Origin of the sequence: Janthinobacterium paucivorans, assembly GCF_051380805.1 — a bacterium.
Taxonomy (GTDB): Bacteria; Pseudomonadota; Gammaproteobacteria; order Burkholderiales; family Burkholderiaceae_D; genus Janthinobacterium; species Janthinobacterium lividum_D.
Window position 1 is genome coordinate 523988 of the sequence record NZ_JBNYXR010000001.1, and the last position, 26621, is coordinate 550608.

General features: G+C 61.0%; 27 protein-coding genes and 3 tRNA genes. 26 read left to right on the forward strand and 4 right to left on the reverse strand.

Translation table 11 applies throughout. The features are described 5' to 3' along the window. Position 1: 1 nt before the first annotated feature. The 9 genes from der to ACQ4V8_RS02315 all read left to right on the forward strand — a co-directional run bounded on the left by der (position 2) and on the right by ACQ4V8_RS02315 (position 9262). Complete coding sequence (gene der / locus ACQ4V8_RS02275) at positions 2–1348, forward strand: ribosome biogenesis GTPase Der (protein WP_010399874.1); 1347 nt, start codon at positions 2–4, stop codon at positions 1346–1348. Between the two features lie 229 nt (positions 1349–1577). Further along, a complete protein-coding gene (gene hfq / locus ACQ4V8_RS02280; protein ID WP_010399872.1) occupies positions 1578–1814 on the forward strand; it encodes an RNA chaperone Hfq in 237 nt (78 codons plus the stop codon). A gap of 114 nt (positions 1815–1928) precedes the next feature. Next, the gene (hflX, locus tag ACQ4V8_RS02285; protein ID WP_010399871.1) at positions 1929–3152 is read left to right on the forward strand and encodes a GTPase HflX; all 1224 of its coding nucleotides are present in this window, start codon (positions 1929–1931) and stop codon (positions 3150–3152) included. 2 nt (positions 3153–3154) lie between these two features. Continuing rightward, on the forward strand, positions 3155–4438 hold the full coding sequence (gene hflK, locus ACQ4V8_RS02290) for an FtsH protease activity modulator HflK (protein ID WP_029496555.1): 1284 nt from the start codon (positions 3155–3157) through the stop codon (positions 4436–4438). Next, entirely contained in the window at positions 4438–5325 is an 888-nt protein-coding gene (gene hflC, locus ACQ4V8_RS02295; RefSeq protein WP_010399869.1) for a protease modulator HflC, read from the forward strand. The genes hflK and hflC overlap by 1 nt, the downstream gene beginning before the upstream one ends. 271 nt (positions 5326–5596) lie before the next feature. Next, entirely contained in the window at positions 5597–6757 is a 1161-nt protein-coding gene (locus tag ACQ4V8_RS02300; RefSeq protein WP_010399868.1) for an ATP phosphoribosyltransferase regulatory subunit, read from the forward strand. Positions 6758–6760: 3 nt separating this feature from the next. Continuing rightward, the gene (locus tag ACQ4V8_RS02305; protein ID WP_029496554.1) at positions 6761–8074 is read left to right on the forward strand and encodes an adenylosuccinate synthase; all 1314 of its coding nucleotides are present in this window, start codon (positions 6761–6763) and stop codon (positions 8072–8074) included. A 66-nt stretch (positions 8075–8140) separates the two neighbouring features. Continuing rightward, on the forward strand, positions 8141–8686 hold the full coding sequence (locus ACQ4V8_RS02310) for a phosphoribosyltransferase (protein ID WP_010399866.1): 546 nt from the start codon (positions 8141–8143) through the stop codon (positions 8684–8686). Positions 8687–8752: 66 nt separating this feature from the next. Then, a complete protein-coding gene (locus ACQ4V8_RS02315; protein ID WP_436570816.1) occupies positions 8753–9262 on the forward strand; it encodes a GNAT family N-acetyltransferase in 510 nt (169 codons plus the stop codon). Positions 9263–9272: 10 nt separating this feature from the next. Here the strand turns inward: ACQ4V8_RS02315 and ACQ4V8_RS02320 are convergent, their stop codons facing one another. Next, positions 9273–9410 (reverse strand): hypothetical protein, encoded by a 138-nt coding sequence (locus ACQ4V8_RS02320; protein ID WP_208760731.1) that lies wholly within the window; start codon positions 9408–9410, stop codon positions 9273–9275. A 143-nt stretch (positions 9411–9553) separates the two neighbouring features. On the opposite strand from ACQ4V8_RS02320, the gene ACQ4V8_RS02325 reads away from it, so the two are divergent. Next, positions 9554–10180 (forward strand): flavin reductase family protein, encoded by a 627-nt coding sequence (locus ACQ4V8_RS02325; RefSeq protein ID WP_010399862.1) that lies wholly within the window; start codon positions 9554–9556, stop codon positions 10178–10180. A gap of 11 nt (positions 10181–10191) precedes the next feature. Here ACQ4V8_RS02325 and ACQ4V8_RS02330 read toward each other — a convergent pair whose 3' ends face one another. Further along, positions 10192–11004 (reverse strand): FadR/GntR family transcriptional regulator, encoded by an 813-nt coding sequence (locus tag ACQ4V8_RS02330; RefSeq protein ID WP_010399861.1) that lies wholly within the window; start codon positions 11002–11004, stop codon positions 10192–10194. Between the two features lie 187 nt (positions 11005–11191). Between ACQ4V8_RS02330 and ACQ4V8_RS02335 the strand changes: the two genes are divergently transcribed. From ACQ4V8_RS02335 to denD, 6 genes are read left to right on the forward strand one after another with little or no spacing between them, the layout of a single operon-like run. Next, positions 11192–12520 (forward strand): MFS transporter, encoded by a 1329-nt coding sequence (locus tag ACQ4V8_RS02335; protein ID WP_082261006.1) that lies wholly within the window; start codon positions 11192–11194, stop codon positions 12518–12520. Between the two features lie 21 nt (positions 12521–12541). After that, positions 12542–13432, forward strand: a complete 891-nt coding sequence (ltnD, locus tag ACQ4V8_RS02340; protein WP_085940398.1) for an L-threonate dehydrogenase — start codon at positions 12542–12544, stop codon at positions 13430–13432. Between the two features lie 21 nt (positions 13433–13453). Continuing rightward, positions 13454–14755, forward strand: coding sequence for a 3-oxo-tetronate kinase (gene otnK / locus ACQ4V8_RS02345; RefSeq protein ID WP_010399858.1), 1302 nt, complete (start codon positions 13454–13456; stop codon positions 14753–14755). Beyond that, positions 14752–15417 (forward strand): 3-oxo-tetronate 4-phosphate decarboxylase, encoded by a 666-nt coding sequence (gene otnC / locus ACQ4V8_RS02350; RefSeq protein WP_029496552.1) that lies wholly within the window; start codon positions 14752–14754, stop codon positions 15415–15417. The genes otnK and otnC overlap by 4 nt, the downstream gene beginning before the upstream one ends. Positions 15418–15435: 18 nt before the next feature. Beyond that, complete coding sequence (gene otnI, locus ACQ4V8_RS02355; RefSeq protein ID WP_010399856.1) at positions 15436–16227, forward strand: 2-oxo-tetronate isomerase; 792 nt, start codon at positions 15436–15438, stop codon at positions 16225–16227. An 11-nt stretch (positions 16228–16238) separates the two neighbouring features. Beyond that, positions 16239–17216, forward strand: coding sequence for a D-erythronate dehydrogenase (denD, locus tag ACQ4V8_RS02360; RefSeq protein ID WP_436570817.1), 978 nt, complete (start codon positions 16239–16241; stop codon positions 17214–17216). 5 nt (positions 17217–17221) lie between these two features. Here denD and ACQ4V8_RS02365 read toward each other — a convergent pair whose 3' ends face one another. Beyond that, positions 17222–18064 carry a DUF6597 domain-containing transcriptional factor gene (locus ACQ4V8_RS02365; RefSeq protein WP_010399853.1) on the reverse strand — a complete coding sequence of 281 codons (843 nt, stop codon included), beginning with the start codon at positions 18062–18064 and terminating at the stop codon, positions 17222–17224. A 56-nt stretch (positions 18065–18120) separates the two neighbouring features. On the opposite strand from ACQ4V8_RS02365, the gene ACQ4V8_RS02370 reads away from it, so the two are divergent. The 3 genes from ACQ4V8_RS02370 (at position 18121) to ACQ4V8_RS02380 (ending at position 19700) form a co-directional block, all read left to right on the forward strand. Beyond that, positions 18121–18618 (forward strand): DUF3224 domain-containing protein, encoded by a 498-nt coding sequence (locus ACQ4V8_RS02370; RefSeq protein WP_436570818.1) that lies wholly within the window; start codon positions 18121–18123, stop codon positions 18616–18618. 144 nt (positions 18619–18762) lie between these two features. Beyond that, positions 18763–19047: an autorepressor SdpR family transcription factor gene (locus ACQ4V8_RS02375; RefSeq protein WP_010399851.1), complete on the forward strand. Its 285-nt coding sequence runs from the start codon at positions 18763–18765 to the stop codon at positions 19045–19047. Next, the gene (locus ACQ4V8_RS02380) at positions 19044–19700 is read left to right on the forward strand and encodes an SdpI family protein (protein WP_436570819.1); all 657 of its coding nucleotides are present in this window, start codon (positions 19044–19046) and stop codon (positions 19698–19700) included. Before ACQ4V8_RS02375 ends, ACQ4V8_RS02380 begins: the two co-directional genes overlap by 4 nt. 308 nt (positions 19701–20008) lie before the next feature. On the opposite strand, the gene uvrB is transcribed toward ACQ4V8_RS02380, so the two are convergent. After that, the gene (gene uvrB / locus ACQ4V8_RS02385; RefSeq protein WP_010399849.1) at positions 20009–22096 is read right to left on the reverse strand and encodes an excinuclease ABC subunit UvrB; all 2088 of its coding nucleotides are present in this window, start codon (positions 22094–22096) and stop codon (positions 20009–20011) included. Positions 22097–22207: 111 nt separating this feature from the next. On the opposite strand from uvrB, the gene ACQ4V8_RS02390 reads away from it, so the two are divergent. The 7 genes from ACQ4V8_RS02390 to ACQ4V8_RS02420 all read left to right on the forward strand — a co-directional run bounded on the left by ACQ4V8_RS02390 (position 22208) and on the right by ACQ4V8_RS02420 (position 26559). Continuing rightward, the gene (locus ACQ4V8_RS02390) at positions 22208–23422 is read left to right on the forward strand and encodes an amino acid aminotransferase (RefSeq protein ID WP_193365537.1); all 1215 of its coding nucleotides are present in this window, start codon (positions 22208–22210) and stop codon (positions 23420–23422) included. Positions 23423–23552: 130 nt separating this feature from the next. Beyond that, positions 23553–23628 (forward strand) — tRNA-Asn (locus ACQ4V8_RS02395). Between the two features lie 134 nt (positions 23629–23762). After that, a tRNA-Asn gene (locus ACQ4V8_RS02400) sits at positions 23763–23838 on the forward strand. A 123-nt stretch (positions 23839–23961) separates the two neighbouring features. Continuing rightward, a complete protein-coding gene (locus tag ACQ4V8_RS02405; RefSeq protein ID WP_010399846.1) occupies positions 23962–24288 on the forward strand; it encodes a Dabb family protein in 327 nt (108 codons plus the stop codon). A 103-nt stretch (positions 24289–24391) separates the two neighbouring features. Then, positions 24392–24467: transfer RNA gene (locus tag ACQ4V8_RS02410), tRNA-Asn, on the forward strand. A 316-nt stretch (positions 24468–24783) separates the two neighbouring features. Further along, positions 24784–25185, forward strand: a complete 402-nt coding sequence (locus ACQ4V8_RS02415; protein WP_010399844.1) for a GtrA family protein — start codon at positions 24784–24786, stop codon at positions 25183–25185. A 75-nt stretch (positions 25186–25260) separates the two neighbouring features. Next, entirely contained in the window at positions 25261–26559 is a 1299-nt protein-coding gene (locus ACQ4V8_RS02420; RefSeq protein WP_070346505.1) for an NCS2 family permease, read from the forward strand. Positions 26560–26621 lie beyond the last annotated feature (62 nt).

Consider the following 26621-nt stretch of genomic DNA (forward strand, 5'->3'; position numbering starts at 1 on the left):
AATGAAGCCGGTAATTGCACTAGTAGGTCGACCCAATGTTGGGAAATCGACTTTATTCAATCGTCTGACCCGCTCGCGCGATGCGCTGGTGGCGGATTTGCCTGGGTTGACGCGCGATCGTCACTATGGCGAAGGCCGTGTCGGCGAACGTCCCTTCCTGGTCATCGATACGGGTGGTTTCGAACCCGTCGCCAAGGAAGGCATCATGCACCAGATGGCACTGCAGACCAAGCAGGCCGTGGCCGAGGCCGACGTGGTCGTGTTCATCGTGGACGGCCGTCAAGGCCTGACCCCGCATGACAAGACTATCGTCGACTTCCTGCGCAAGAGCGGACGGCCAGTCTTGCTGGTGGTCAACAAAAGCGAAGGCATGCGCTATACGGCCGTGGTGTCCGAATTCTATGAATTGGGCATGGGCGATCCGTATGCGATCTCGTCGGCGCACGGCGACGGCGTCAACGACTTGGTCGAAGTGATGCTGGACCTGGCGTTCGCGCAGCGTCCGGACGAGCCTGAAGAGCTGGAAAAGACCGACCGCGGCATCAAGATTGCCCTCGTCGGCCGACCGAACGTGGGCAAGTCGACTCTCATCAACACCCTGCTCGGTGAAGAGCGCGTGATCGCCTTCGACATGCCGGGCACGACGCGCGATTCGATCGAGATTCCGTTCGAGCGTGATGGTCAGCAATATACGCTGATCGACACGGCCGGTATCCGTCGTCGCGGCAAGGTATTTGAAGCGATCGAGAAATTCTCGGTGGTGAAAACCCTGCAGTCGATTTCCGAAGCCAACGTCGTGGTCCTGATGCTCGATGCGCAGCAGGATATTTCAGAGCAAGACGCGCATATCGCCGGCTTTATTCTGGAATCGGGCCGCGCGCTGGTGGTGGCCGTGAATAAATGGGATGGCTTGCAATCGCATGAACGCGACGAGATCAAGATCGATATCGATCGCAAGCTCGACTTCCTGTCGTTCGCGCAGATGCATTTCATTTCGGCACTGAAGGGCACCAACATCGCTCCATTGATGAAGTCGCTCAACGCCGCGTACGCGGCCGCCATGTGCGACCTGTCGACGCCGAAGCTGACGCGCGCCCTGATCGAGGCCGTGGAGAAGCAGGAGCCGCGGCGCAAGGGTTCGATTCGTCCGAAGCTGCGCTATGCCCACCAGGGTGGCATGAATCCGCCTGTGATCGTGATTCACGGTAACGCGCTCGATGCCGTTGGCGATCCGTACAAACGCTATTTGGAAAAACATTTCCGCGATACGTTTGCCCTGGTTGGTACGCCGCTGCGCATCGAACTGCGCACGGGCAAAAACCCGTTTGCGCGCACGCCGAGCAAGTAAGCAGTTAGCCACTGAATTAAGTGCGGATTAAGGCGCCGCTGAGATAATGCGGCGCCGATAGTCAATGCGACGGCTATCTGCACGACATGCTAAAGTGTCATGCGCGATGCGCGACAGCGATCGTGAAAACAGGTTACAGTAGCTATGACGCATCTTTCTATGTTTGAGTACTTGAAATCAAGCTAGTCGCCTCCAATTCTTACACAACAACATAAACAACGGAGCTGTTATGAGCAACAAAGGGCAACTGTTACAAGACCCATTCCTCAATGCATTACGCAAAGAGCATGTTCCTGTCTCGATCTACTTGGTCAATGGCATTAAATTGCAGGGCCATATCGAATCCTTCGATCAATATGTCGTATTGCTGCGCAATACGGTGACACAGATGGTGTACAAGCATGCCATCTCGACAGTGGTGCCGGCCCGTGCCGTCAACCTCAATATTGAACCTGAAGCGGAGTAAAGCGTTGAGCTTGATGGCCCAGCGCCTTTTGCCTACCATCGACCCCGTCCGCGCCAGCGGCGCTGATGCGTTTGCATCGGCGTCGGCGTCCGCCGCAACCCATCTGATGCCATCATGCGCGCCGTATTAGTCGGGGTTGACTTCGGTCACAGCGACTTCGCTGCCAGCATGGAGGAACTCATGCTGTTGTCGCGTTCGGCTGGTGCGGACCCGATTTCCACCATCACGGCCAAGCGCTCCAGTCCCGATTCGGCGTATTTTGTCGGCAGCGGCAAGGCCGATGAAATTGGCGACATCGTAGTCAACGATGGTCTGGAAATCGTCATCTTCAATCACGCCCTGTCACCTGCCCAGCAGCGCAATCTGGAAAAGCGCCTGAATGTGCGCGTGCTCGACCGTACCAGCCTGATTCTCGATATCTTTGCGCAACGCGCCAAGAGCCACGAAGGCAAGCTGCAAGTCGAGTTGGCGCAGTTGCAGCATCTGGCTACACGCCTGATTCGCGGCTGGACCCACCTTGAGCGGCAAAAGGGCGGTATCGGCTTGCGCGGTCCCGGCGAGACGCAGCTCGAGACCGATCGCCGGCTGATCGGCGACCGCGTCAAGGCCTTGCGCGCGCGTCTGGAAAAGCTGCACAAGCAGCGCGAAACGCAGCGCCGTGCGCGCGGCCGCAATCACACATTCTCGGTCTCCCTGGTCGGCTATACCAATGCCGGCAAGTCGACCCTGTTCAATGCCGTGACCAAGGCCGGCGTGTATGTCGCCGACCAGTTGTTCGCCACCCTCGACACCACCTCGCGCCGGGTTTATCTGGGCCAGGAGGTGGGTAATGTGGTGATCTCCGACACGGTGGGTTTCGTGCGCGAATTGCCGCATCAACTGGTGGCCGCTTTCCGCGCCACGCTTGAAGAAACCATCCATGCCGATCTGCTGCTGCATGTCGTCGACGCTGCGTCGCCGGTACGCATGGAGCAGATCGAGCAGGTCAACCTGGTCTTGAAAGAGATTGGTGCCGATCATATTCCGCAAATCCTCGTGTGGAACAAGATCGATGCGGCAGGGCTGGAGCCTTCGGTGGAGCGCGACGAATATGCTACGATCAGTCGCGTCTTCGTCAGTGCGCAAAAGGGCAGCGGTCTCGACTTGCTGCGCGATGCGATTGTCGAGATGGCCAGGAAGGCGCCCCGTTCGGCGCACCTTTATCGTAACGATGAAGCACAGCAGGAAGATCAGTTGGACGGTCAGTACGACCAGCACGATGGCGCCGCCCCGGACCAGGACGAAGAACCTGGTGAGGACGATAGCAATTCCACCCACTCCCAAGTCGGAACACGATAGTTATGCTTGTCTCTCTACTCAAAAAAACAGGCTTGAAGTTGTCCCTGAATGATCCCCGCTGGGGCAATCGCAAGGACGACGGCAAGAAAGCCCAAGAAGGCAAAAAGCCCGGCGAAGGTCCGCCGGACCTCGATCAGTTGTGGCGCGATTTCAATCAGCGCCTGAACGCCTTTTTCGGACAGAAGAACCGTCCCGACAACGGCGGCAATAACAACGGTGGCGGCAGCGGCCCACGCCCCGACATGAAGGGCGCCGGCATTACCGCCGGCGTGGTCGGCGTGATCGCCGTCTTCATCTGGCTCGCCAGCGGCGCCTTCATCGTGCAAGAGGGCCAGAGCGGCATCGTGCTGACATTTGGCCAATACACGCGCACGGCGCCGGCCGGTCTCAACTGGCGCTGGCCGTATCCGTTCCAGACCGATGAAACCGTTAATGTGTCGCAGGTGCGTACCGTGGAAGTCGGTTATCGCACGTCGCTGCGCAACAAGCAGGCCAGCGAGTCGCTGATGCTGACGGACGATGAAAATATCATCGACATCCAGTTCGCGGTGCAATACACGCTGAAAGATCCCGTGGAATGGCTGTTCAGCCTGCGCGACCAGGAAGACACATTGCGCCAGGTCGCCGAGACGACGATACGCGAAGTGGTCGGCCGCAGCAAGATGGACTTCGTGCTGTATGAAGGCCGCGAAAAAGTGGCCTTTGACACGCAGAAATTGATGCAGCAGATTCTGGATGATTACAAGGTTGGTGTGTTGATTAACAACGTGACGATGCAGGCCGTGCAGCCGCCAGAGCAGGTGCAAGCCGCTTTCGACGATGCTGTCAAGGCAGGCCAGGACCGTGAGCGCCAGAAGAATGAAGGCCAGGCCTACGCCAATGACGTCATTCCAAAAGCACGCGGCGCAGCATTTCGCCTGCTGCAGGAAGCCGAGGCTTATCGGGCCATGGTGACCGAGAACTCGGAAGGTAATGCGTCGCGCTTCAAGCAGGTGCTGGTCGAGTACCAGAAGGCACCAGCCGTTACGCGTGACCGCATGTACCTGGAAACCATGCAGCAGGTCTTCAGCAGTGCCAGCAAGGTGATGGTTGACGCGAAAACGGGCAGTAATCTGCTGTATCTGCCGCTCGACAAGTTGATCGCCCAGACGGCTGCCACCGACGCTGCCGCCCGTGCTGCAGGGACACCCGCAGCCAACACTGTTTTGCCACAGGAAGCCATGCCAACAGTAGAAGTCAATCAGCGCCGCGACAGCCGCTCTTCGCGTGAACGGGAGAGCCGCTAATGAACCGTATCGTTGCCGCCCTGATCGCGGGCTTTATCGCGATCATGCTCTTGTCCTCGACCGTGTTTGTCGTCGATCAGCGTAAATACGCCATCGTCTTCGCCCTCGGTGAAGTCAAGGACGAGATCAGTGAGCCAGGCTTGTACTTCAAGCTGCCACCGCCGTTCCAGAACGTCATCTACCTGGACAAGCGGATCCTGACGCTCGATACGCCGGAACCGGAACGCTTCATCACGGCCGAGAAGAAGAACATCCTCGTCGACGCGTATGTGAAGTGGCGCATCGTCAATCCGAAGAAATATTTCCGCAGCTTCGGCGGCGATGAAAGCCGCGCCCGCAACCGCATGTCGCAAATCGTCAAGGCCGCCCTGAACGATGAAATCACCAAGCGTACCGTGCGCGAAGTGATCTCGGGCGAACGCGGCAAGGTGATGCAGGCGATCAAGGCCAAGGTGGCGGCCGAAGCCGAGGCCATCGGCGTGGGCATCGTCGATGTACGCCTGAAACGCGTCGATTACGTCGAGCAGATCAACAACTCCGTGTACGAACGCATGAAGTCCGAGCGCGTGCGCGTGGCCAATGAGCTGCGTTCGACCGGTTCGGCCGACTCCGAGAAAATCCGCGCCGACGCCGACAAGCAGCGCACGGTGATCTTGGCCGAAGCGTATCGTGAAGCCGAAAAGATCCGCGGCGAAGGCGATGCGAAGGCGTCGCAGATCTATGCGGAAGCGTTTGGCAAGAATCCGGAGTTCTACAAGTTTTACCGTAGCCTGGAAGCTTATCGCGCCACCTTCAAGGACAAGGGCGATGTGATGGTAGTCGATCCGAGTTCGGAATTCTTCAAGTACTTCAAGGGCGGCGGCGCAGCCGCTGCTGGCAAAAAGTAAGGCAGTATCCAGACTGCATCTGGCCGCAAGGGCGGGTGGCAGCAGGAGCGGGGCCGGCATCGCTGCCGGCCCCGTTTTTTGTGGTGCGCCAGCTTGTTGCGGTAAGGCGTAAAATGCGGTGTTTTTAGGGCTGTGCGGCAGTGAGTCGGACAACTTATCCCTAAAGGCCCGTGTTTTCGCGTAAAATATCAGGTTCGGCCTATTGCCTGGCGCGCTTGCCGCTGCCTCGCACTATGCATTTTTTCAACTTTCTTCCGTATCTCGCTCCCTCATGCCGAATTGGCTTTTGCCCGAAAATATTGCCGATGTTCTGCCGTCGGAAGCGCGTAAGATCGAAGAGCTGCGCCGCCGCATGCTGGATAATTTCCGTCTGTACGGATATGAACTGGTCATGCCGCCGCTGCTTGAGTATCTCGAATCGCTGATGACCGGCGCTGGCAAGGATACCGACCTGCGCACCTTTAAACTGGTCGACCAGTTGTCGGGCCGCATGCTCGGCCTGCGTGCCGACATGACGACGCAAGTGGCGCGCATCGACGCGCACCTGCTCAACCGTGCCACCGTGACCCGGTTGTGCTATGCCGGCAGCGTGCTCCACACCCGTCCGTCGGGTCTGCACGCCACCCGCGAACCGCTGCAGATCGGCGCCGAAATCTATGGCCATGCCGGCCTGGAAGCGGACGCCGAGATCCAGGAATTGGCGCTCGCTTCGCTGGCATTGGCCGGTTTTGATGCTGTGCGCCTGGATTTGTCGCATGTCGGCCTGTTGCGCGCTATCATTGCGCAAGACGGCGCTGCCGTGCGCGACGAGGCTGCGCTGTACACCTTGCTGCGCGCGAAAGATGCGCCGGGCTTGCGTGCGCTGACCGCCGCCTACGATCCTGTTACGCGCGATGCGCTGCTGGCCTTGCCCAATCTGTACGGCGACATCGACGTGCTGGCGCGTGCGCGCGAAGTGCTGCCGCCGCTGCCAGGCGTGCTGAAGGCGCTGGCCGAACTGGCCGCGCTGGCCGGATCTGCCCTGGGCCGCGCCGAAGTGGCGATCGACTTGGCCGACCTGCGCGGCTATCAATATGAAAGCGGCGCGATGTTTGCGCTGTATGTACCTGGCTTGCCGAACGCGGTTGCGCGCGGCGGCCGTTATGACCACGTCGGCGAAGCGTTCGGCCGGGCTCGTCCCGCGACCGGCTTCTCGCTCGATTTGCGCGAACTGGCGCGCCTGTTGCCGACCGCGGAACGGAAGCATTCGATCCGTGCGCCATGGGGCAGCGCGCCAGAATTGAAGGAAAAAATCGCCGAGTTGCGCAAGGCGGGCGAGGTCGTGATCCAGAGTATGCCGGGTCACAGTAATGAACAAGACGAGTTCGAGTGCGATCGCGTGCTGGTACTTGCCGATAATGGTAGTAGCTGGATTCTTAAAAACTTAGGTTGAGTGATGTCAAAGAAAATTATGGCAAAGAACGTCGTTGTCATCGGCACCCAATGGGGCGATGAAGGTAAAGGCAAGATCGTCGATTGGTTGACCGATCACGCCCAGGGTGTGGTGCGCTTTCAGGGCGGCCACAATGCAGGCCACACGCTGGTCATCGGCGGCGTCAAGACCGCGTTGCAACTGATCCCTTCGGGCATCATGCGCGCCGGCGTCGCTTGCTACATCGGTAACGGTGTCGTCGTCTCGGTACCGGACGTGCTGCGCGAAATCGACAAGCTCGAAGCTGTCGGCGTCGAAGTCGCTTCGCGTCTGAAAATCTCCGAAGCCTCGCCAGTCATCCTGCCTTACCACTCGGCACTCGACGCGGCCCGCGAAGCGGCACGCGGCGCGGCCAAGATCGGCACGACCGGCAAGGGCATCGGCCCTGCCTACGAAGACAAGGTGGCACGCCGCGCGATCCGTATCGCCGACTTGCTCAACGAGACGCGCTTCGCTGAAAAGCTGGCGGAAAATCTCGATTACCATAACTTCGTGCTGGAAAACTACCTGAAGGCGCCGAAAGTCGACTATCAGAAGACCCTCGACGACGCGCTGGCCTACGTACCGCGCCTGCGTCCGATGGTCGCCGACGTGTCGAGCGCGCTGTACGCAGCGCACAAGGCCGGCGCCAACCTGCTGTTCGAAGGCGCGCAGGGTTCCCTGCTCGACGTCGACCACGGCACCTATCCGTTCGTTACTTCGTCGAACTGCGTGGCAGGCAATGCCTCCGCCGGTTCGGGCGTCGGTCCTGGCATGCTGCACTACATCTTGGGCATCACCAAGGCTTACACGACGCGTGTCGGCTCCGGCCCGTTCCCGTCGGAATTGCCAACGGATGCGGGCGTTGGCTTGCACCTGGCCCAAGTCGGTCATGAATTCGGTACCGTGACGGGCCGTGCCCGCCGTTGCGGCTGGTTCGACGCCGCCTTGCTGCGCCGCTCCGTGCAGATCAACGGCGTGTCGGGCATGTGCCTGACCAAGCTTGATGTGTTGGATGGCCTGGAAACGTTGCAGCTGTGCACCGGCTACAAGCTCGACGGCAAGATCGTCGACATCTTCCCGGTCGGCGCCGAAGACGCAGCGCGTTGCGAGCCGATCTACGAAGAAATGCCAGGCTGGACGGAAAGCACTGTCGGCGCGAAATCGCTGGCGGCCTTGCCGGCGACGGCGCGCGCTTACATCAAGCGCATCGAAGAACTGGTCGGCGTGCCAGTGGACATGGTTTCGACTGGTCCCGATCGTGAAGAAACGATCGTGCTGCGCCATCCATTCGAGTAAGCTGCTGGACACAATCCGCCGCAAGGCGGATTTTTTTAATCACGCTAATAATAAGAGTTCACTATCATGACTACCCCACAATCGAACGATCAACATCTCTGGGTCAACTGGGAAGAGTATCACCGCCTGATCGAGCGCCTGGCGCTCAAGGTCTATGAATCGGGCTGGAAATTTGACCAGGTGCTTTGCCTGGCGCGCGGCGGTGTGCGTCCTGGTGACGTGTTTTCGCGCATTTTTGATTTGCCGCTGGCGATCCTGTCGACCAGCTCCTACCGCGAAGACGCTGGCACCGTGCGCGGCGACCTCGATATCGCCAAGTACATGACCATGACCAAGGGCCCGCTGGCTGGCCGCATCTTGCTGGTCGACGACCTGGCCGATTCGGGCGTCACGCTGGACAAAGTCACGCGTCACCTGAAGGATAACTTCCCTGACGTGACGGAAGTCAAATCGGCCGTAATCTGGCTCAAAGGCTGTTCCGTCGTGCGTCCTGACTATTTCCTCGAAGAGCTGCCGCATAATCCATGGATACATCAGCCGTTCGAAGACTACGACGGCCTGCGTCCGCACCAGCTGGCGGCGTGGATCAAGAAGGGCGAAGCAGGCAAGTAATTGCGTGCGCGCTTGCAAAAAAAAGACGATCGTGTATCGTCTTTTTTTTTCGTCCAGGGAAATGCGATGACCATACTGACGACGGCGCGCCTGCGCCTGGAGCCGATCAACGAGAGCCATTACGAGCGCATGCGCACGCTCAACACCGATCCCGAGGTCATGACCTATCTGAACGCGGGTCAGCCGGAGACAGAGGAGACGACGCGCGCGGCCATCGTCCGCACCATGGGTCGCTGGGCCGAATGGGGTTATTCATGGTGGGCGTTGATCCGCCTCGACGATGGTGCGCTGGTGGGCATGGCCTGCCTGCAGCATCTAGGCGGCGAGAGAGGCAGTCGGCTTGAAATCGGCTGGCGCCTGGCGCGCACCAGCTGGGGCCAGGGTTACGCCAGCGAGGCCGCCGCCGCCATCGTCGCGCATGCGTTCGACGTCGTTGGTGCACCTGAAGTGGTGGCCGTGGCGCACCCGGACAACGCCGCCTCGATCAAGGTCATGACGCGCCTGGGCATGCAATACGTGGGCATGCAACGCCATTACGACATCGATAGCGTGGTGTACCGGCTGGCGCGCCCATGACGGCAGGGTGTTAGCCCTTGATCTTGAGCAAGGACGATGAGCAGGGCAGCGGCCATCTTTTGCTGCCAGCTGTTGCTGCCAGCTGCTGCGCCAGGTCGATGCGCATCTGTTTCAGGCTTTCCGTGCCGACGGTGGCAGCAGTATGCAAATTTGCAACGGCGCGGTAAACAGCTTTCGGTGAGAGCGCAGCTTTCGCTCCTAGAGGGTAGTGAAAAACGCGCCTGGGCGATTATTTTGTTAAGCTGGCACTCCAGGCGCGCTTCTGTGAGCGCCACGATGACAGGAACACGCATGGCCGACGATATGCATTTTTATGAACCTGCGCAGGGCCACGGCCTGCCGCACGATCCCTTCAACGCCATCGTGGGGCCGCGTCCTATCGGTTGGATCGCCACGCGCAGCGGCGAAGGCGTGCTCAACCTGGCGCCCTACAGTTTTTTCAACGCCTTCAATTACACACCGCCGCTGATCGGTTTTTCCAGCATCGGCCGCAAGGACACCTTGCGCAATATCGAACAGACGGGCGAATTTGTCTGGAATCTGGCGACCCGTCCGCTGGCCGAGGCCATGAACGTCAGTTGCGCAGCGGCGCCGGCCGAAGTCGACGAGTTCGCGTTGGCAGGCTTGAACCCGCTTGCTTCGCGCGTCGTCAAGGTGCCGCGCGTGGCCGAAAGCCCGGTAGCGTTCGAATGCCGCTGCACGCAGATCATCGAGCTGCAAGGATTGAACGGCGATGGCGTCGGTAGCTGGCTGGTGCTGGGGGAAGTGGTGGGCGTGCATATCGCGCGCCATCTGCTCAAGGCCGGTGTGTACGACACGGCGGCCGCAGCGCCGATATTGCGCGGCGGCGGGCCGGCTGACTATTTTGAGATCGGCCCGGAGAGCTTGTTCCAGATGCGTCGGCCAAGCTATCCCTGAACGGCAGCAGGCTATTTCTGCATGATGGGATCGCGTCCCAGGGTGCGCGCCAGCGCGCCGCCGTCGCCGCGCCAGAATTCGCGGTCGGCCAGGCGCACACGCTCGGCGGCGTGCTGCATGTGTTCCATGGCCGCCTGGCGCGCACCTTGCGGGTCGCCGTCGGCAATCGCTTGCACGATCTTTTCATGTTCGCGGCGCACCTCGATGGAAAAGTCCGCGCGCCGCGCTTCGTTGGCGCGCGTTACTTTGACGGCAGAGCGGATCGGGTCGGCAAACATGGCCACGAATTTGGGCCAATAAGGGTTGCCGGTCGCTTCGGCGATGCACAGGTGCAGGCGCACGTCTTCTTCCACGCCATCGACGCCGGCCGCCACCGCTTCCTCGATGCGCCGTAGCGCGTGTTCGATATCGGCCAGTTGGCCCGGCGTGCGCCGCACGGCTGCCAGTGCGGCGATTTCCGCTTCCAGTCCCTGGCGTACTTCGATCAGGTTTAACAGCGATTGCACGGATTGCTGCGTCAGCTCGTCGCCCAGTTCGCCGGTCTTCGCGCCATCTTGGGCGCACACGAACGTACCGCTGCCCTTGCGCGTGGCGACGATGCCGTCTGCCTGCAGCAGGGCGATGGCTTCGCGCAGCACCGTGCGGCTGACGCCGAAGTGCGTCGCCATGGCTTGCTCCGAGGGCAGGCGCGTGCCGCTGGCCAAGCCATCGTTGTAGATTTGCTGGTGTAGCCTTGCTGCCACCCTCGCGCCCAGGGTGCCGGTGGTGAAACTGCCCGCAGCGGGCTCCGGCGCGGGAAGGGTAAAGCTATACGTGCGGTCCATCGGGTGCATCCTTGCGCTAACGATTTTGTGGGGCTTGCTTGCCCACCATTATATGGAATATACAGCTTGACACACACAAAACACACACATAATATACACCCATACAAATTCTAGACAAGTTGCCAGCCACCATCGGTGGACCATAAAAACCCGGCACGGTCGATTCCTCAGTGATCAGGAGACTAGCATGGAAGTATCGCAAGCATTGCCAGGGCAGCCGGCAGGCGCGCCCGCAAGCCAGAAACGCATCGACGACGCCGTCTACCGCAAGGTGACCTGGCGCATCATTCCCTTCCTCATGCTGTGCTACATCGTCGCTTACCTCGACCGCGTTAACGTGGGCTTCGCCAAGCTGCAAATGCTGGCCGACCTGCAGTTTTCCGAAACCGTGTATGGCCTGGGCGCGGGTGTGTTTTTCCTTGGCTACTTCCTGTTCGAAGTTCCCAGCAACGTCATGCTGCACAAGATCGGCGCGCGCGTGTGGATCGCGCGCATCATGATCACCTGGGCCGTCATCTCTGGCGCCTTCATGTTCGTCACCACGCCGACACAGTTCTACGTCATGCGCTTCTTGCTCGGCATCGCTGAGGCGGGCTTCTTTCCCGGCATCATTCTGTATTTGACCTACTGGTATCCGTCCGAGCGCCGCGCGCGCATGGTGTGCACCTTCATGGCCGCCATTCCCGTGGCCGGCTTGATCGGCGGCCCGCTGTCGGGCTGGATCATGGAAGCCTTCGCCGGCTGGCACGGCTATGCGGGCTGGCAGTGGATGTTCGTGCTCGAAGCGATTCCCGCCGCACTGATGGGCGTGGCCGTGCTGCTGTACCTGGACAACAGCATCCGCGCCGCGAAGTGGCTGACGGAAGAGGAAAAAGTCATCCTTGAGCAGCGCATCGCCACGGAAGCGCAAGGCAAGGTAGCGCACCCGTCGATCCGCGCCATGTTCTCGGACCCGCGTATCTGGGTCATGGCCCTGATTTACTTCTGCTGCGTGATGGGCCAGTATTCGCTGACCTTCTGGCTGCCCAGCCTGATCAAGGCGGCCGGCGTGACGGGCGTGCTCAATATCGGCTTGTTTACGGCGATTCCGTATTCGGTGGCCGTGGCGTCGATGATACTGCTGGGCCGCAGCTCGGATAAATACCGCGAACGGCGCTGGCACATGGCCATCCCGCTGGTGGTGGGCGCCGCTGCCATCGTCTGCAGCGCGCTCGCTGGCGCCAACAATACGGGCTGGGCCATCTTCTTCCTGGCGATCGCCGCCGGTGGCATCCTGGCTGCCTCGCCCATGTTCTGGAGCTTGCCGACGGCCTTCCTCGGTGGCGTTTCAGCCGCTGCCGGCATCGCCGCCATCAATTCAGTGGGTAATCTGGCCGGTTTCGCAGCGCCCTACATGATCGGTTCGATCAAGGACTTGACGCAGTCGACCGATATCGCCATCTACCTGCTGGCCGGCATCCTCGTGTTTGGCGCCTTCATCATCATGCGGGTGCCGGCCAAGCTCGTCAATAAATAAGTGGAGCAAATAATGACTGCAATAATCGAAAAAGTGGGTGTGATCGGCCTGGGCGCCATGGGCATGGGCATCGCGCAATCGCTGCTGCGCGCCGGTTTTGCAGTGCAAGTTTGCGACGTGCGCCCTGAGGCCGTGCAAAAGCTGGTGGATTTGGGCGCCCATGCTGCCGCCTCGCCGGCTGCACTCGCGGCGCAGGTGCAGGCACTGCTGATCGTCGTCGTCAATGCGCAGCAGACCGAGAACGTGCTGTTTGGCGAGCACGGTGCGGCCATTGCCCTGGCGCCGGGCAGCGTGGTGATCGCTTGCGCTACCGTGGCGCCGGAATTTGCCGAAGCGCTCGGCGCGCGTCTGGCGGCGATGGGGCTGCGCTTCATCGATGCGCCCATTTCCGGTGGTGCGGCAAAGGCAGCCTCGGGCGAAATGTCGGTGATGGCGGCTGGCGCGCCGGACGCGTTTGACGCATGCAGCGGTGTTTTCGATGCCATTTGCGCCAAGCTGTATCGCCTGGGTGAGCAGCCGGGGCAGGGCTCGAAGGTGAAGATGATCAACCAGCTGCTGGCCGGCGTGCACATCGCCGCCGCCGCCGAAGCGATGGCGCTGGGCCTGCGTGCCGGCTGCGATCCGGACGCCCTGTACGAAGTCATTTCGAACAGCGCCGGCAGTTCCTGGATGTTCCAGAACCGCGTGCCGCATATCCTCAAGGGCGACTACACGCCGCTATCGGCCGTGAACATCTTCGTGAAAGACCTGGGCATCGTGCTCGATTTCGCAAAAAAAAGCGTCTTCCCATTACCGTTGTCGGCTACCGCGCACCAGATGTTCATGCAGGCGTCGGCCGCCGGTTTTGGCGGCGAGGACGATTGCGCCGTCATCAAGCTTTTCCCTGGAATTACATTGCCAGCGAAAGCTTAACTGAATCAAGAAGGAACAATCATGACTGTACTACTGGGTTGTATCGCCGATGACTTCACGGGTGGCACCGACCTGGCCGGCATGCTGGTCAAGGCCGGCATGCGCACGGTGCAGTTGATTGGCGTGCCGCAAGGGCCACCACCTGACGATGTCGATGCGGTCGTCATCGCCCTCAAGTCGCGCACGAATGCGCCTGAAGAAGCGGTGGCCGAATCGCTGGCCGCGCTGGCCTGGCTGCAGCAGGCGGGCTGCCGCCAGTTTTACTTCAAGTACTGCTCCACGTTCGACTCCACGCCGCGCGGCAATATCGGTCCCGTGGCCGAGGCCTTGATGCGGGCGCTTGACACGGACTTCACGATTGCCTGCCCGGCGTTCCCGGCGAATGGCCGCACCATCTACAAGGGCAATCTGTTCGTCGGTGAGGTGCCGCTGGCCGAGTCGAGCATGCGCGACCATCCCTTGACGCCGATGACCGATTCGAACCTGGTGCGCGTGCTGCAGCAGCAGGTGGCATCAAAAGTGGGCTTGGCCAACTTCTCCGTCGTGGAGAAGGGCGCCGCCGCCATTGCCCAGCGCTTTACGGAATTGCGCGGCCAGGGCTGCCACTTTGCCGTCGTCGATGCCGTCTCGAACCGCGACCTGGAAGCCATCGGCGCGGCCTGCGCCGACTTGAAACTGATTACGGGCGGCTCCGGCATCGCGCTGGGACTGCCGCAAAATTTCCGCCAGCGGGGTCAGTTGTCGCCGTCGCCTGCGGGCCAGGCCGGGCGCTTGCCGCCGGCCTGCGGTTTTCGCGCCGTGATTTCGGGCAGCTGCTCGGTGGCCACGCAGCAGCAGGTGGCACACTTGCGCGAGCGCGCACCGTCATTCCACATCGATCCCTTGCAGTTGGCGGCAGGTGGCGAGGTAGCCGCTGGCGTGGTGGAACAGGCTTTGGCGTGGGCTGGCGCGCACCTGGCGCAAGGCCCTGTCCTGGTCTATGCCACGGCCACGCCGGACGCCGTGCGCGCCGTGCAGGCACAGCTCGGTGTCGAGCGCGCCGGCGCCCTCGTCGAGGAAACCCTGGCCGCCATTGCGCAAGGGCTGGTGCGCCTCGGCGTGGGCCAGTTGATCGTCGCTGGTGGTGAAACCTCGGGCGCCGTCGTCAAGGCCTTGGGCGTGGCGGGCTTGCGCATCGGCCCCGAGATCGACCCTGGCGTGCCCTGGACGCAAGCCTTGCCTGCGCCGTGCGGCGATGACAGGGCGCCTTTGCTGCTGGCCCTCAAGTCCGGCAATTTTGGCACGGTCGATTTCTTCAGCAAAGCCTGGCAGGTGCTGGCATGAGTGTCGCTGCGATTCATACTTCTGCAGAAGAAATGCGCCAGCGCGAGCAGATCGTCGATTTTGGCAAGTCGCTGTTCGAGCGGGGCTTGACGGCGGGCAGCAGCGGCAACCTGAGCGTGCGTCTGTCCGATGGCTGGCTGCTCACGCCGACGAACGCCAGCCTGGGGCGGCTCGATCCCGCTCAACTGTCAAAGCTGGACTGGGACGGCAAGTTGCTGAGCGGCGCGCCGCCCTCGAAGGAGGCATTTTTGCACCGCGCCATGTACCAGGAGCGCGCCGGCGCGGGCGCCATCGTGCATTTGCATTCGACCCATTCGGCGGCCGTGTCGTGCATGTGTGGCCTGAATCATGACGATTGCATCCCGCCGCTCACGCCCTACTTTGTGATGAAAGTGGGGCGTTTGCCGCTGCTACCTTACCACCGTCCGGGTGACCCGGCGCTGGCGGGCGCGATTGGCGCCATGGCCCGCAAGCATTCGGCCGTGCTGTTGGCCAACCACGGTCCTGTGGTCTCGGGTAGCAGCCTGGAAGCGGCCGTGTATGCGGCCGAGGAACTGGAAGAGACGGCCAAGCTATTCCTGCTGCTGCGCGACGTGCCCACGCGCCCGCTCGACGCGCAACAGATCGCGGACCTGAAACACACCTTCAAACTCGACATATAAGAAATCCAGGAGATACGCATGCCCCGTTTTGCCGCCAATCTGACCATGATGTTCAACGAAGTGCCTTTCCCGCAGCGCTTCGCCGCCGCCGCGCAAGCGGGTTTCCAGGCCGTCGAATTCCTGTTTCCTTACGATTACGCGCCGCAGGAAGTGGCCGGCTGGTTGCGCCAGCATGGTTTGCAGAACGTGCTGTTCAACCTGCCTCCGGGCGACTGGGCGGCCGGTGAGCGTGGCATTGCCTCGCTGCCGGGCCGCGAAGCGGAGTTTCGCGCCGGCGTGGCGCGTGGCATCGAGTATGCGCTGGCGCTGGGCACGCCACGCGTGCACATGATGGCCGGCCTGCTGCCCGTCGGTGCCGACCTCGCGCTGCACCGCGCCACCTATTTGGCCAATTTGAAGTACGCGGCCAAGGCCGTGGGCGAGCATGGCATTGAACTCTTGATCGAGCCCATCAACGGGCGCGACATGCCTGGCTATTTCCTCGTCAGGCAGGCGCAGGGCCATGCACTGCGCCTGGAGTCGGGCGCGCCCAACGTCAAGGTGCAGATGGATTTTTACCACGCGCAGATTGTCGAGGGCGATATCGCCATGACGTTCCAGAACAATGTCGATGGTATCGGCCACGTGCAGATCGCCAGCGTTCCGGCACGCCATGAGCCGGACGATGGCGAAGTCAATTACGCGTATTTATTCAGGCTGCTCGATGAGCTGGGCTACGAAGGCTGGATTGGCTGCGAGTACCGTCCGCGCGGGCGCACCGAAGATGGCCTGGGCTGGCTCGCGCCCTACTTGAATAATTCGAACAGATAAGGAGATATCACATGAGAGTATTGATCACCGGCGGTGCCGGTTTCCTGGGGCAGCGCCTGGCGCGCCAGTTGCTGGCCCAGGGCCAGCTGACGGACAGTCAGGGCCAATTGCAAACGATCAGCGAGCTGGTGCTGGTCGATGTGGTGGCCGCGCATGATTTCAATGACGCCCGCGTGAAAGTCGTCACGGGAGATATCGCCGACGGCGCCCTGATGCGCGCCACCATCGACACGCAGACCAGCTCGATCTTCCACCTGGCGGCCATCGTCAGCGGCCAGGCCGAAGCCGATTTCGAGCTGGGCATGCGCATCAACCTTGATGCCTCGCGTTTGCTGCTCGATATCTGCCGCGAACTGGGGCACAAACCGAAGGTCGTGTTTACCAGCTCCGTGGCCGTGTATGGCGGCCAGCTGCCCGAGGTGGTGCAAGATACGACGGCCCTGAATCCCCAGTCGTCATATGGCGCGCAAAAGGCCATCGGCGAATTGCTGCTCAACGACTATAGCCGCCGCGGCTTTGTCGATGGCCGCGTGCTGCGCCTGCCAACCATCAGCGTGCGTCCGGGCAAGCCGAACAAGGCAGCATCGTCGTTCGCCAGCGGCATCATCCGTGAACCGTTGAACGGCGACGCTTGCGTCTGCCCCGTGGCCACCGATCTGCGTCTGTGGCTGCTGTCGCCGCGCGGCGCCATCGCCTCCCTGATCGCCGGGCACGAATTGGCGGGCGCATCCTTCGGCGCCAGCCGCACGGTGAACTTGCCGGGGCTGTCGGTCAGCGTGGGCGCAATGATCGCCGCGCTGGAGCAAGTCGCTGGCGCTGATGTCGTGGCCCGCATCAGCTACGCGCCCGATCCCGCCATCGAGCGCATCGTCAAGAGCTGGCCCGGCGCCTGGGATACGGCCCGCGCCGAAGCGCTGGGTTTGACGGCGGACGCCGATTTCGCCAGCATCATCGGCGCCTATATGGACGACGTCAAGGCGGCCAGCTAGGCCAGCTAGGCAGGCTTGGGCAGCTGCGAACGGCGATAGTCGAGCGGCGTGCTGCCCACCAGCTGTGCAAAACTGCGGCTGAAATGGGCTTGGTCAAAAAAACCCAGTGCATGCGCCAGGCTGGCCAGGTCGGGTGCATCGGGCTGCGCCAGGCGCCAGATCGCCTCTTGCAGGCGGTAGCGCTGGATGACCCATTTCGGCGGCACGCCTACGTAGTCGGCGAACAGGCGCTGCAGCCTGCGTTCGCCAATGGCCATTTTTTCACACAGTTGCGCCACACTCGCCGGACCGTTGTGGGCCGCTGCCGCGGCAGTCAGGCGGGCGGCCAGCAGTGCAGCAGCATCGACTTGCGGCAGTTTTGCCAGCAGCAGTTCCTGTGCCTGCGCCACCATCGCCAGATCGTCGGACTTGCCTAGTACCCGCGCCTCGGCTTGCGCTGCCGGCATGCCCAGCAGCGCATCGGCTGCGATGGTCGTGTCGGTGAAGCTTGACAGTGGCTGCGTGATGAACGGGCGCAGGCCGCCCGGCGCGAAACGCACGCCCAATACCTTACCCGCACCGATCAAAGGCCTGTCAAAGGCGCCGCGCACCACGCCATGAATGGCGCTGTGCCCTGCATCGAAAACCAGGTGGGCGTTCGGATATGGCAGCACGCGTTGCGTCTCCGGTGCGCAGCCCCGCCTGTCCCATTCGACCACCCAGCAATACTCGACGAACGGCGCCAGTGCGGCAGGCGGCGGATAGGTCGCCAGGCGTATCCGGCGCGCCGCCGCCTGTGGATCGACGATGCCTTTCGGTGCCTGCGCCCGCACATCGAGCAGATTGGCCGCGCTGTCGGCTTTATCCAATATTTTTCTCCGGCACGGCCTTAAGCTGGCCCTCTCGCATTGACCGGAAGGCAATCATGAAATCACGCAGTTGGTCGGGCCTGATGCTGGCCGCATATTGTCTATCATCGGTGGCGCCAGCCGGCGCCGCCTCGTCTACAGAGAAAGATCATCGCATGCACGCGCACGCCACGGGAAACTTTAGCATCAGCATGACGCCGGCGACGACGCCGCAACGCGCGGGGCGCACGAGCTTGGGAAGGGTGCTGCTTGACAAGGTGTATGCGGGCGACCTGGTCGCCACTGCCACGGGGCAGATGCTCAACGCCGTGAGCGATACCGAAGGCGCGGCAGGCTATGTCGCCATGGAAGCCATCACGGGTGTCCTGCAGGGCAAAGAGGGCAGCTTCGTGGTACAGCATTTCGGCACCATGGCCGACGGCAGGCAGGAGCTGAGTATCGTCATCGTGCCGTATTCCGGCAGCGGGCAACTGACGGGCATCAGCGGCACCCTGGCCATGCGCATTGAAAACGGCCAGCGTGTCTACGACATCGACTATTCGCTGCCAGAGTAGGGCGCTGCCGGACTGGGTCCGAGAGCAGGGCCGGGAATCGTGCCCCGGCCGTCTTATGCCCGGCGCTGCTGCTGAAAATCGCTTGACCCATGCCGCAGTTGCTTCTATATTTAGATAACTATCTAATTAGACATTTATCTTAATATGAATGCCGCCAACAGTGCCTTCAAGGCGATTGCCGACCCTGCAAGGCGCGAAATCCTGCGGCTGCTGCGGGCCGGCGAAATGACGGCCGGCGACCTGGCCGCCCGTTTTGACATGAGCAAGCCGACCATGTCGCACCATTTTTCGGTGCTGGCCGATGCCGACCTGATCACGCGCCGGCGCGAAGGCCAGACCATCTGGTATGGCCTCAACACCACCGTACTGCAAGATGTGCTGGCGTGGATGCTGGACCTGACCGATACCGACCACAAGGAGAGAAAATGATGAAAGCGCGCTTTATCGCCCTGAGCCTGTTGATGATCGCGGCCGTCTGTGCGGCCACTGTGTACGCCTGGCCGCAGTTGCCCGATGTGGTGGCGATACACTGGAATTACCGGGGCGAGGTGGACGACTACGCGCCGCGCGCGGTGCTGTGGCTGCTGGGGCCGGGCCTGATGGCCTTCATCCTGCTGCTGGCTTTGCTGCTGCCATCGCTGTCGCCGCAGCGCTTCGAAGTGCAGCCGTTCGCCCCCACCTTTTATTACAACTTCGTCGTCGTGCTGGGCCTGCTCGCGTACGTGCATGGCCTGGTGTTGGCCAGCGCCATGGGCATGGCGGTGCCGATATCGAGCGCGGTGCCGGCCGGGCTGTTGCTGATGCTGGTACTGATGGGCAATCCGATGGGCAAGGTGCGCCGCAATTTCTTTTTCGGTATCCGTACGCCGTGGACGCTGGCCAGCGAGCGCGTCTGGTATGCCACGCACCGGCTGGCGGCGCGGCTGATGGTCGGTAGCGGTCTGCTGGGGCTCGGTGCACTCGCACTGGGCGCCCCGGGCTGGCTGTTGCTGGTGCTGGCGCTGGCCTGGGTGCCGCTGGTCATCCTGTACTCATTGCTGCACTACAAGCGGCTCGACAAAGACCAACTGGACATTCACTGAAGGGAAAGAACAATGTGGCGATGCACGCTGGGAATGTTGTTCTTGATGCTGGGCTTGTCGGCACGCGCCGCAGTCAGTGACGATCAGTAGGCGACGCTAGCGGTCACTGGCGGCGTATTGCAGGGCCCTGCTGGCGCTGTACCGGCCTTCCGTGCAGCCGTACCTGATTTCGTCACTGAAGTATTCGTCGCGCGCTGCGCGCTGCGGTAGCCGTGCTGTGCATGCCGCAGCTGACCGTGCAGGGGACGACTGATCTGCAGGTGTCGGATTCGACGCGAAGCGCCGTTATCCGACACCATTGCTGGCGCTTACTTGCCCAGTATCGACGCCACGTTGTCGGTACCCGGCGCGCCGAACAGTTGCTGCTTGAGGATGTGCAACTGGTCGCGCACTTGCGCCGCTTTTTCGAACTCCAGGTTCTTGGCGTGGTCGAGCATGAGTTTTTCCAGGCGCTTGATTTCCTTGCTCACCTGTTTCTCGCTCATGGCTTCGAACTTTGCCGCTTCCTGCGCCACTTGCAGGGTTTCGCGCGCTTCCTGCGGGCTGTAGACGCCGTCGATCATTTCGCGGATCGATTTTTTGACGCCGATCGGGATGATGTTGTTCGCCGTGTTGAAGGCGATCTGCTTGGCGCGGCGGCGTTCCGTCTCGTCGATGGCGCGGCGCATGGAGTCGGTGATGCGGTCGCCGTACAAAATGGCCGTACCGTTCAGGTTACGCGCGGCGCGCCCGATGGTCTGGATCAGGCTGCGCTCGGAGCGCAAGAAGCCTTCCTTGTCCGCGTCGAGGATGGCGACCAGCGACACTTCCGGCAAGTCCAGGCCTTCGCGCAGCAGGTTGATCCCCACCAGCACGTCGAAGGTGCCCAGGCGCAGGTCGCGCAGGATTTCCACGCGCTCCACCGTTTCGATATCGCTGTGCAGGTAGCGCACCTTGATGCCATGGTCGCTCAGGTATTCCGTCAATTGCTCCGACATGCGCTTGGTCAGGGTGGTGACCAGCACGCGTTCGTCCTTCTTGATGCGCTCGACGATTTCCGACATCAGGTCGTCCACCTGGCTGCTGGCCGGACGCACGATGATCTGCGGGTCGACCAGGCCCGTGGGGCGCACCACTTGTTCGACTACCTGGTCCGAATGGTTCTTTTCGTAGTCGCCCGGGGTCGCCGAGACGAACACCGTCTGGCGCATCTTTTGCTCGAACTCCTCGAATTTCAAGGGCCGGTTATCGAGCGCCGACGGCAGGCGGAAGCCATAGTCGACCAGGTTGGTCTTGCGCGAGCGGTCGCCGTTGTACATGGCGCTCAGCTGGCCCGTCAGTACGTGCGACTCGTCGAGGAACATCAGGGCGTCGGCTGGCAGATAGTCGACCAGGGTCGGTGGCGGTTCGCCCGGCAGCGCGCCGGACAGGTGGCGCGAATAGTTTTCGATGCCCTTGGTGAAGCCGATTTCGGCCATCATTTCCAGGTCGAAGCGCGTGCGCTGTTCCAGCCGTTGCTCTTCGATCAGCTTATTTTCCTTGCGGAAGAACTCCAGGCGTTCGCGCAGCTCGTCCTTGATGGTTTCCACGGCGCGCAACACGGTAGAGCGCGGCGTCACATAGTGCGAACCCGGGTACACGGTAAAGCGCGGGATTTTTTGCCGCACGCGGCCCGTCAAGGGGTCGAACAGCTGGATCGATTCGATTTCGTCGCCGAACATTTCCAGGCGCACCGCCAGTTCCGCATGCTCGGCGGGGAAAATGTCGATGGTATCGCCGCGCACGCGGAAGGTGCCGCGGCCGAAATCGACCTCGTTGCGTGTGTACTGCATCTGAATCAGGCGCGCGATGACGTCGCGCTGGCTGACTTTGTCTTTTACGCGCAACGTCAGAATCATCTGGTGGTATTCGTTGGGGTTACCGATACCGTAGATGGCCGAGACGGTGGCGACGATGATGACGTCGCGCCGTTCCATCAGCGATTTGGTGCACGATAAACGCATTTGCTCGATATGCTCGTTGATCGAGGAGTCCTTCTCGATGAACAGGTCGCGCTGTGGCACGTACGCTTCGGGCTGGTAGTAATCGTAGTAGCTGACGAAGTATTCGACCGCATTTTGCGGGAAAAAGTCGCGAAACTCACTGTACAGCTGCGCCGCCAGCGTCTTGTTGGGCGCGAAGACGATGGCCGGCCTGCCCATGCGCGCGATGACGTTGGCCATGGTGTAAGTCTTGCCCGAACCGGTCACGCCCAGCAGCGTCTGGAAGGCCAGGCCATCGGCGATTCCCTCGGACAATTGGGTGATTGCCGCCGGCTGATCGCCGGCCGGGGAGAAGGGCTGGTGCAGCTTGAAGGGGGATTCCGGGAAAGAGATAATTGCGCTTTCCGCCTCGCTGGCGGTAGATAATTCGGGCATGTGAATCAGACCTTTGTTAGAATAGTGCTCTGCTGGCGGCCCTGGCGTTGTATTTGGGGCGCTGTCTACAACTCCGCTGTGAACCTGCTTCCAATCGAATCCAATCTTATCATGACGAACCCAACTGTTTCTGCCAGTCTGTTTAGCGCCATCGAGATGGCCCCACGCGACCCGATCCTGGGCATCACCGAAGCATTTAACGCGGACCAGAATCCCGCCAAAATCAATCTGGGCGTCGGCGTGTATTATGACGACAACGGTAAAGTGCCTCTGTTAGCTTGCGTACGCAAGGCAGAAGCCATCCTGATCGAACAGGCTTCGCCACGCACCTACCTGCCGATCGAAGGCCTGGCTGCCTACGACAAGGCGGTGCAGGAGCTTGTATTTGGTGCCGATAGCGCCGTTATTCAAGAGCGCCGCGCCATTACCGTGCAAGCCATCGGCGGCACGGGCGCACTGAAGATCGGTGCCGACTTCCTGCAGCGCTTCGCGCCGGGTGCCCAGGTCTACATCAGCGACCCAAGCTGGGAAAATCACCGCGCCCTGTTCGAGAGCGCCGGTTTCGTCGTGAATAACTACACGTACTATGATGCAGCGACCCATGGCGTCAATTTCGACGGCATGCTGGCCAGCCTGAACGCCATGCCAGCCGGCTCCATCGTCTTGCTGCACGCCTGCTGCCATAACCCGACCGGCGCCGACCTGAGCGTCGCCCAGTGGGAGCAGATCATCAGCGTGGTCACCTCGCGCGCCCTGGTGCCGTTCCTGGACATGGCTTACCAGGGCTTTGCCAGCGGCATCGCCGAAGATGGTGCCGTGGTGCGCCGCTTCGCCGACGCGGGCGGCCCGCTGCTGGTGTCGAACTCGTTCTCGAAATCGTTCTCGCTGTACGGCGAGCGCGTCGGCGCGCTGAGCGTCGTCGCTGCCAGTGCCGAGGAAGCAGCCCGTCTGCTGTCGCAATTGAAGCGCGTCGTGCGCACCAACTACTCGAACCCGCCTACGCATGGCGGCAAGGTCGTTGCCACCGTCCTGGCCACGCCAGAACTGCGCCAACTGTGGGAAGAGGAACTGGCCGGCATGCGCGTGCGCATCCGTGAAATGCGCAACGCCTTCGTGGAAAAGCTGAAGGTCAAGGCGCCAGCGCACGACTTCGAATTCGTGCGCGAGCAAATCGGCATGTTCTCATACTCGGGCCTGAGCAAAGAGCAAGTGGCGTCCTTGCGCGCGCAATCGATCTACGCCGTCGACACGGGCCGCATCTGCGTGGCAGCATTGAATTCGCGCAATATCGACATCGTCATTGACGCAATCGCCAAAGTGCTTTAAGATCTTGCTTCTTCGGCGCTGCATGTAATGTTGCGCTGATGGCAGTGGAAAGTCGGCAACAGCCGCATTGCTCGAGGTGCAGTATCAATCTTGCAAATGCGGAAAAGTCGACATATAATATTGCCTCTTTTCCCTGATAGCTCAGTTGGTAGAGCGACGGACTGTTAATCCGCAGGTCCCTGGTTCGAGTCCAGGTCGGGGAGCCAGAATTCGGAAGGCCACGTTGAAAAACGTGGCCTTTTTTGTTTTCCGCCGCAAGGGCGAGTCCGCTGGAAAACGAAGAATTTCCCTATGGGAATCTGGACAGGTGCATACTTGCCCTATATAATATGGCCTCTTTTCCCTGATAGCTCAGTTGGTAGAGCGACGGACTGTTAATCCGCAGGTCCCTGGTTCGAGTCCAGGTCGGGGAGCCAGAATTCGGAAGGCCATGTTGAAAAACATGGCCTTTTTTGTTGTTCAGCGCAGACAGCAGCGCTTGTCTGTGCATGATCGCGTTTTGCGCTATCCTGAATGCATCATCTCAGGAGCTCCCAATCATGACTTGTACTTCCGCCTTGCGCCACATCGTTCTGTGCGACTTCCTCGACGCGATTACTCCCGCCAAGCATGCCGAACTCGTTGATGCGTTTTCGCAGCTCCAGCACAGCATTCCCGGCGTGCGGCAATTTGAATGGGGGGCGAATGTCAGCCCGGAAGGCCTCGATGATGGCTTTACCGATTGCTTTACCCTGACCTTTGATGACGCCGGCGCGCGCGACGTGTATTTGTCCCATGCTGCCCATCTCGCCTTTGTTCAGCAGCTCAAGCCATGGCTGGGGCGGGTGCTGGTCGTTGACTACTATCCGCAAGCGCATCCGGGCTGATTGCGGCTGAGCGTCGCCGGATACCTTGAGACAGGGAAAATACACATTTTTCACGCGGTAATCTGGACATCGCAAAATTTACCCTATAAAATGCGGCCTCTTTTCCCTGATAGCTCAGTTGGTAGAGCGACGGACTGTTAATCCGCAGGTCCCTGGTTCGAGTCCAGGTCGGGGAGCCAGAACATGTAGTAGCAAAAAGCCCAGCCTTTACCGGTTGGGCTTTTTGCGTTTCAGGGCCTGCGTGTAGCGTCCATATCGCCCGCTGGATGTGCCATGGGGACCGCCAGGCACCCAGCAATAAGCTCGAAGGGCAATGCGTAGGTCAGCGGCAAGCGCAGCGCTTGAGGGGCAAAGCGGGGGATCCGCGGCGGAGAATATGAACGTTGGGCGCAACTTGCAGTAAAATGCAGGCTGAAAAATGGTTACGAGCAATCGTAGCCATTTTTTATTCTGGCCCGAGCCTGTTTATTCTTTCGTCTCATTTGAAAATTGACCATGTCCCATTCCCTGTATCAGCAATTTTTGCGTTTCGCCGCCGTCGGCGCTTCCGGTACGGCCGTGCAATACAGCGTGCTGTGGGGCGGCGTGGAATGGGCTGGCATCAGCGCCGCCGCCGCTTCCGGCATCGGCTACATCATGGGTTCTGTCGTCAACTACCTGCTCAATTACTTCTTCACGTTTAAAAGCGAGAAGGGGCATGGCGAGGCGGCCAGCAAGTATTTCACCTTGCTGGGCATAGGCTGGTGCATCAATACTGGCCTGATGTGGTTGCTGGTGCACCAGTTGGGCTGGTATTACTGGCTGGCGCAGGTGCTGGCGACGGGAATCGGGCTGGTCTGGAATTTTGCGGGTAGCCGCTGGTGGGCCTTCAAGCCGGCCAGCGCGCCGAGCAAGTAATGAGCTGTTGCAAGAAAAAAAGATGCGCATAGTCCAAGACCAGGCGCGCGGTTTTACCAAAACAAGGGGTTAATTATGCAGTTCCTGGAACGCTATTTCAAATTGAAGGACAACGGGACCAATGTGCGCACTGAGCTGTTGGCCGGCCTGACCACATTCCTGACGATGGCTTACATCATCTTCGTCAACCCATCCATCCTTGGCGACGCGGGCATGCCGAAGGACGCCGTCTTCGTTGCGACCTGTCTGGCGGCCGCCATCGGCACCCTGATCATGGGCCTGTACGCGAACTATCCGATCGCGCTGGCGCCGGGCATGGGCTTGAATGCATATTTCTCGTACACGGTGGTCAAGGGCATGGGCATGAGCTGGGAAGTGGCGCTGGGTGCCGTCTTCATTTCCGGCTGCCTGTTCATCCTGGTCAGCCTGTTCAAGGTGCGCGAGTTGATCATCAACAGCATCCCGCCCGCGCTGCGCACGGCCATTACTGTCGGTATCGGCCTGTTCCTGGCGATCATTTCCTTGAAAAGCGCGGGCGTGGTGGTGTCCAACCCGGCCACCATCATCGCCCTCGGTGACTTGCACCAGGCGGCGCCTATCTTGGCCATCCTCGGTTTCTTCATCATCGTCGCGCTGGACCGGCTGAAAGTGCCGGGCGCCATCCTGATCGGCATCCTCGCCATTACCATCGCCAGCTTTTTCGTTGGCGGCAATCAGTTCAACGGCATCGTCTCGGTGCCGCCCGCCATTGAGCCGACCCTGTTCAAGCTCGACATCATGGGCGCGCTGTCGATCGGCATCGTCAACGTGGTGCTGGTATTTTTCCTGGTCGAATTGTTCGATGCGACAGGCACCCTGATGGGTGTGGCCAACCGCGCCGGCTTGCTGAAAGACGGCAAGATGGAGCGCATGAACAAGGCCTTGCTGGCTGACAGCACGGCGATTGCTGCCGGCGCCTGCCTGGGCACGTCCAGTACCACGGCCTTCGTGGAAAGCGCGGCCGGCGTGCAAGCGGGTGGCCGCACGGGCTTGACCGCCGTGGCCGTCGCGCTGCTGTTCCTGGGCAGCCTGTTCTTTGCGCCGTTGGCGCACACGGTCCCGCCTTATGCGACGGCGCCAGCGCTGTTGTACGTGGCCTGCTTGATGCTGCGCGAACTGACCTATATCGACTGGGACGACAGCACGGAAAGCATCCCGGCCGCCATCACCGCGCTGATGATGCCATTCACGTATTCGGTCGCCAGCGGCGTCGCGTTCGGCTTCATCACCTACGCCGTATTGAAACTGTTGACGGGCAAGGGCAAGCAAGTGTCGGTCGTCGCCTACATCATTGCCGCCATTTTCCTGTTCAAGTTTATTTATCTGAGCGAATAAGCCGCTTGCTGGCAAGCAGTTGCCGCCGCATCAGACAGGTCGCCTTCGCATCCGCAGGGGCG

What these genes read in the sequence shown, in the direction of transcription:
- ACQ4V8_RS02325 (WP_010399862.1), top strand. Translation starts at nt 9,554, where the DNA reads ATGGCCGACGATATGCATTTTTATGAACCTGCGCAGGGCCACGGCCTG.
- ACQ4V8_RS02330 (WP_010399861.1), bottom strand. Translation starts at nt 11,004, where the DNA reads ATGGACCGCACGTATAGCTTTACCCTTCCCGCGCCGGAGCCCGCTGCG.
- ACQ4V8_RS02310 (WP_010399866.1), top strand. Translation starts at nt 8,141, where the DNA reads ATGACTACCCCACAATCGAACGATCAACATCTCTGGGTCAACTGGGAA.
- ACQ4V8_RS02380 (WP_436570819.1), top strand. Translation starts at nt 19,044, where the DNA reads ATGATGAAAGCGCGCTTTATCGCCCTGAGCCTGTTGATGATCGCGGCC.
- ACQ4V8_RS02375 (WP_010399851.1), top strand. Translation starts at nt 18,763, where the DNA reads ATGAATGCCGCCAACAGTGCCTTCAAGGCGATTGCCGACCCTGCAAGG.
- ACQ4V8_RS02420 (WP_070346505.1), top strand. Translation starts at nt 25,261, where the DNA reads ATGCAGTTCCTGGAACGCTATTTCAAATTGAAGGACAACGGGACCAAT.
- der (WP_010399874.1), top strand. Translation starts at nt 2, where the DNA reads ATGAAGCCGGTAATTGCACTAGTAGGTCGACCCAATGTTGGGAAATCG.
- ACQ4V8_RS02315 (WP_436570816.1), top strand. Translation starts at nt 8,753, where the DNA reads ATGACCATACTGACGACGGCGCGCCTGCGCCTGGAGCCGATCAACGAG.
- ACQ4V8_RS02370 (WP_436570818.1), top strand. Translation starts at nt 18,121, where the DNA reads ATGAAATCACGCAGTTGGTCGGGCCTGATGCTGGCCGCATATTGTCTA.
- hflX (WP_010399871.1), top strand. Translation starts at nt 1,929, where the DNA reads ATGCGCGCCGTATTAGTCGGGGTTGACTTCGGTCACAGCGACTTCGCT.
- ACQ4V8_RS02405 (WP_010399846.1), top strand. Translation starts at nt 23,962, where the DNA reads ATGACTTGTACTTCCGCCTTGCGCCACATCGTTCTGTGCGACTTCCTC.
- hflC (WP_010399869.1), top strand. Translation starts at nt 4,438, where the DNA reads ATGAACCGTATCGTTGCCGCCCTGATCGCGGGCTTTATCGCGATCATG.
- otnI (WP_010399856.1), top strand. Translation starts at nt 15,436, where the DNA reads ATGCCCCGTTTTGCCGCCAATCTGACCATGATGTTCAACGAAGTGCCT.
- denD (WP_436570817.1), top strand. Translation starts at nt 16,239, where the DNA reads ATGAGAGTATTGATCACCGGCGGTGCCGGTTTCCTGGGGCAGCGCCTG.
- ACQ4V8_RS02390 (WP_193365537.1), top strand. Translation starts at nt 22,208, where the DNA reads ATGACGAACCCAACTGTTTCTGCCAGTCTGTTTAGCGCCATCGAGATG.
- ACQ4V8_RS02415 (WP_010399844.1), top strand. Translation starts at nt 24,784, where the DNA reads ATGTCCCATTCCCTGTATCAGCAATTTTTGCGTTTCGCCGCCGTCGGC.
- otnC (WP_029496552.1), top strand. Translation starts at nt 14,752, where the DNA reads ATGAGTGTCGCTGCGATTCATACTTCTGCAGAAGAAATGCGCCAGCGC.
- uvrB (WP_010399849.1), bottom strand. Translation starts at nt 22,096, where the DNA reads ATGCCCGAATTATCTACCGCCAGCGAGGCGGAAAGCGCAATTATCTCT.
- hfq (WP_010399872.1), top strand. Translation starts at nt 1,578, where the DNA reads ATGAGCAACAAAGGGCAACTGTTACAAGACCCATTCCTCAATGCATTA.
- ACQ4V8_RS02300 (WP_010399868.1), top strand. Translation starts at nt 5,597, where the DNA reads ATGCCGAATTGGCTTTTGCCCGAAAATATTGCCGATGTTCTGCCGTCG.
- hflK (WP_029496555.1), top strand. Translation starts at nt 3,155, where the DNA reads ATGCTTGTCTCTCTACTCAAAAAAACAGGCTTGAAGTTGTCCCTGAAT.
- ACQ4V8_RS02335 (WP_082261006.1), top strand. Translation starts at nt 11,192, where the DNA reads ATGGAAGTATCGCAAGCATTGCCAGGGCAGCCGGCAGGCGCGCCCGCA.
- ACQ4V8_RS02305 (WP_029496554.1), top strand. Translation starts at nt 6,761, where the DNA reads ATGTCAAAGAAAATTATGGCAAAGAACGTCGTTGTCATCGGCACCCAA.
- otnK (WP_010399858.1), top strand. Translation starts at nt 13,454, where the DNA reads ATGACTGTACTACTGGGTTGTATCGCCGATGACTTCACGGGTGGCACC.